We start from the raw sequence: 3,318 nt of genomic DNA, 5'->3' as shown, positions 1-3,318 counted from the left end.
CTGCTGCTCGACGAGCCGATGGCCGGCATGGGCCCCGACGAGTCGGCGCGCATGGTCGACCTGATCGAGTCGCTGCGCGCCTCGATGGCGATCCTGCTGATCGAGCACGACATGGACGCGGTGTTCCGCCTCGCCAGCCGGCTCACGGTGCTGGTGCAGGGCCGCGTGCTGATGAGCGGCACGGCCGACGAGGTGCGCGGGCATCCCGACGTGCAGGCGGTCTACCTGGGCACCGAAGCGGAAGGTCACGCATGAGCGCCGCGCCGGGCCGCCCCAAGCAAGCTCGCACCGCAGTGCGAAGCACGAAGGTACTTCAATGAACTCGACGACATTGCTGGAAGCCAGCGCCATCGAGGCCGGTTATGGCGCGAGCCAGGTGCTGTTCGGCATCGACCTGCGCATCGGCGCGGGCGAGGTGCTCGCGCTGCTGGGCCGCAACGGCATGGGCAAGAGCACCCTGCTCAAGGTCATCACCGGCATGCTCGCGCCGATGCGCGGCGAGCTGCGCTTCGGCGGCGCGGCCATCGGCGGCCACAAGCCCGACGCCATCGCGCGCCGCGGCGTGGCCATCGTGCCCGAGGGCCGGCACGTGTTCCCCAATCTCAGCGTGGACGAGCACCTGCGCGCCTTCGCGCGCCCGCGCCCCGGCAGCGCGCCGCGCTGGACCGTCGAGGCGCTGTACGGCCTGTTCCCGCGCCTCGCGGAGCGCAAGACCAACGCGGGCAACCAGCTCTCGGGCGGCGAGCAGCAGATGCTGGCGATCGCGCGCGCGCTGTCCACGCATCCGCGCCTCTTGATCCTCGACGAGGCCACCGAAGGCCTCGCGCCCGTGATCCGCGAGGAGATCTGGCACTGCATCGCCACGCTCAAGTCGGAGGGCGAGGCGATCCTGGTGGTCGACAAGTATGTGCAGCGCCTGCTGCCGCTGGCCGACCGGCACGTGATCCTCGAGCGCGGGCGCGTGGTGTGGCAGGGCGACTCGGCCGCGCTCGATGCCGACCGCTCGCTGTGGACGCGCTACCTGGGCGTGTAGGCGGCGTTCATCCGGGCGGACGGCAGGCCAGGAAGCTGGCCCAGCGCACGTCCTCGCGGCCGATCCACTGCCGCTCCCAATCCAGTCGCAGCCCGGCCGCCGCGAGCTGCGCGGCGAACAGGTCGCGGTCCCAGTACACGGTCTGGTAGTCGCCGTTGGTCTCGCCCTCGCCGATGCGCATGCCCGCGAGGAAGGCGCCGCCGGGCGCGAGCGCGTCGAACACCTTGCGCAGCACCGGCGCGATCTGCGCGCGATCGACATGGATCAGCACGGCCATCGCGAGGATGGCGTCATAGGGCCCGCCCAGCGGGTCGGTGACCACATTGAGCAGCGCGCCCTGCTTGCCGCGCTCGGCCTGCAGGTCGAGAAAGGCCTGCGTCGCATCGGTGCGCCTGACGATCACGCCCAGCGATTCGACGAAGTCGGCATCGCGCCCCGTGCCCGAGCCGACCTCGAGCACGCTGCCGCCCGCGGGCATGCACGCCACCATGCGGCGCAGCGCGTCCTCGATCTCGGGCGGCGGATGGTCCGCCACGATCGCGTCGTAGTCGCGCGCGGACGCCTCGTAGGACTGGAGCGTGCGCTGCATGCTGTCGAGCACCGGGGCGGGGATGTCCATGGGAGCCTTTCCGGTCCATCGGGCGCCGACGGAACGCGCAAAGGCTAGGCCCAAGGCCGCCCCTTGCTCACGGGGCAATCACTTAGAACCCCTGCATGACACCGGGCACGCGCCGCACCGGTCGCAGGGTGCGCAAGGCCAGCGTCAGCACGACCGCGGCGCAGCCGGCGATGCCCCCCACCATCGGCAGCGGCGTGCCGTCGGCAAACGGCGCGACCAGCGCCACCATCACCGCGCCGCCCGCGAAGTTCATCGTGCCGATCAGCGCCGAGGCCGTGCCCGCGAGCGCGGCATGGCCTTCCATCGCGAGCACGAAGGCCGCGGGCACGATCAGGCCGTTGAGGCCGAAGCCGATCATCAGCAGCGCCACCAACACGGAGAGCCGGTCCATGCCCGCGAGCGTGAGCACCAGCAGCAGCCCGATAGTGGCGGCCTGTGCGATCACCGCCGTGCGCAGCACGCGCCGGATACCGAAGCGCGCCACCAGCCGGCCGTTGGCCTGCGACAGCGCGAGCAGCGACACGGCGTTGAGCGCGAACAGCACCGCGTACAGGCGCGGCGAGACGCCGAAGTGCGTGCTCATCACGAAGGGCGAGTTGGCCACGTAGACGAAGAAGCTCGAGACGGTGAACGAGGCCATGAAGGCCAGCGCCATGAAGTGGCGGTCGCGCAGCAGCACGCCATAGCCGGCCATGGCGCTGCGGAAGTTGCTCGACAGCCGCGCGGCCGCGGGCCGGGTCTCGGGCAGCAGGGCCAGCAGCATCGCGAGGCCCGCGAGCCCGACGGCGGCGACGGCGACGAACACCGCGCGCCAGCCCAGGCTCTCGGCCACGAGGCTGCCGGCCAGCGGCGCGAGGATCGGCGACACGCTGTAGACCATCAGCAGCAGCGACATCATCCGCGCCGCCTCGGGCCCGGTGTACAGGTCGCGCACCACGGCGCGCGGCGTGACCATGCAGGCGCAGGCGCCGAGCCCCTGCACGAAGCGCAGCGCGACCAGCACGCCCACGTCGGGCGCGAACGCGCAGCCGATGCTGGCGAGCATGAACAGCACGAGGCCCGCGACCATCGGCCGGCGGCGGCCGAACATGTCCGACAGCGGGCCCGCGACCAACTGGCCGGCGCCGACCGCGATGAAGAAGGCCATCAGGCTGGCCTGCATCGCATGCGGATCGGCGTTCAGCGCGCGCCCGATGGCGGGCAGCGCGGGCAGGTACATGTCGATGGCGAAAGGGCCGATGGTGGTGAGCAGGCCCAGCACGACGGCGTGACGGAAAACTGGAGCGTTCGAGGAGGACATGCCCCGATGGTCGCGCGTTGGACTGAATGATTGAATAATCATCAGCACGCATTTCCTATTCATTCGTACAGAATCATGGATCCCTTGTCCGACGTGCTCGCCATGCTCACGGTGAGCAGCACGCTCTCGTCGCGCTTCGAGGCGCGCGGCCGCTGGGCCTTCCGCTACGGGCACTACGCCTCGCACATCAAGCTGGGCTGCGTGCTCGAGGGTCGCTTCCGCATCCAGGTCGACGGCGCGGCCGCGCCGGTGATGCTGGAGGCCGGCGACTTCTTCCTGCTGACCAACGGCCTGCCCTTCTCGGCCGCGAGCGATCCGCCCGGGCCGCTGCAGGACGGCACGCGCCTGAGCCGCGAGCAGCGCGGC

The 3,318-nt window shown here is 71.1% G+C and carries 5 protein-coding genes; 3 read left to right on the top strand and 2 right to left on the bottom strand.

Features of this window, described 5'->3' with window-relative positions:
- On the top strand, positions 1-255 hold a 255-nt coding region (locus tag AC27VN_RS36615; protein WP_490879806.1), incomplete at its 5' end, for an ABC transporter ATP-binding protein C-terminal domain-containing protein.
- A gap of 61 nt (positions 256-316) precedes the next feature.
- Positions 317-1,033, top strand: coding sequence for an ABC transporter ATP-binding protein (locus AC27VN_RS36610; protein ID WP_490879805.1), 717 nt, complete (start codon positions 317-319; stop codon positions 1,031-1,033).
- 7 nt (positions 1,034-1,040) lie between these two features.
- Here AC27VN_RS36610 and AC27VN_RS36605 read toward each other — a convergent pair whose 3' ends face one another.
- Together AC27VN_RS36605 and AC27VN_RS36600 are read right to left on the bottom strand one after the other, a co-directional pair.
- A complete protein-coding gene (locus AC27VN_RS36605; RefSeq protein ID WP_490879804.1) occupies positions 1,041-1,652 on the bottom strand; it encodes a class I SAM-dependent DNA methyltransferase in 612 nt (203 codons plus the stop codon).
- An 82-nt stretch (positions 1,653-1,734) separates the two neighbouring features.
- A complete protein-coding gene (locus tag AC27VN_RS36600) occupies positions 1,735-2,952 on the bottom strand; it encodes a multidrug effflux MFS transporter (protein ID WP_490879803.1) in 1,218 nt (405 codons plus the stop codon).
- Between the two features lie 75 nt (positions 2,953-3,027).
- Between AC27VN_RS36600 and AC27VN_RS36595 the strand changes: the two genes are divergently transcribed.
- The coding region (locus tag AC27VN_RS36595) for a cupin domain-containing protein (protein ID WP_490879802.1) at positions 3,028-3,318 on the top strand (291 nt) is incomplete at its 3' end.

Source organism: Variovorax sp. 20P10.2.4 (assembly GCF_058244205.1).
This window is presented reverse-complemented; position numbering and strand designations above follow the sequence as displayed.

Bases quoted from the DNA above. Each gene is read 5' to 3' on its own strand.
- AC27VN_RS36610 (WP_490879805.1), top strand. From the start codon at position 317: ATGAACTCGACGACATTGCTGGAAGCCAGCGCCATCGAGGCCGGTTAT.
- AC27VN_RS36605 (WP_490879804.1), bottom strand. From the start codon at position 1,652: ATGGACATCCCCGCCCCGGTGCTCGACAGCATGCAGCGCACGCTCCAG.
- AC27VN_RS36600 (WP_490879803.1), bottom strand. From the start codon at position 2,952: ATGTCCTCCTCGAACGCTCCAGTTTTCCGTCACGCCGTCGTGCTGGGC.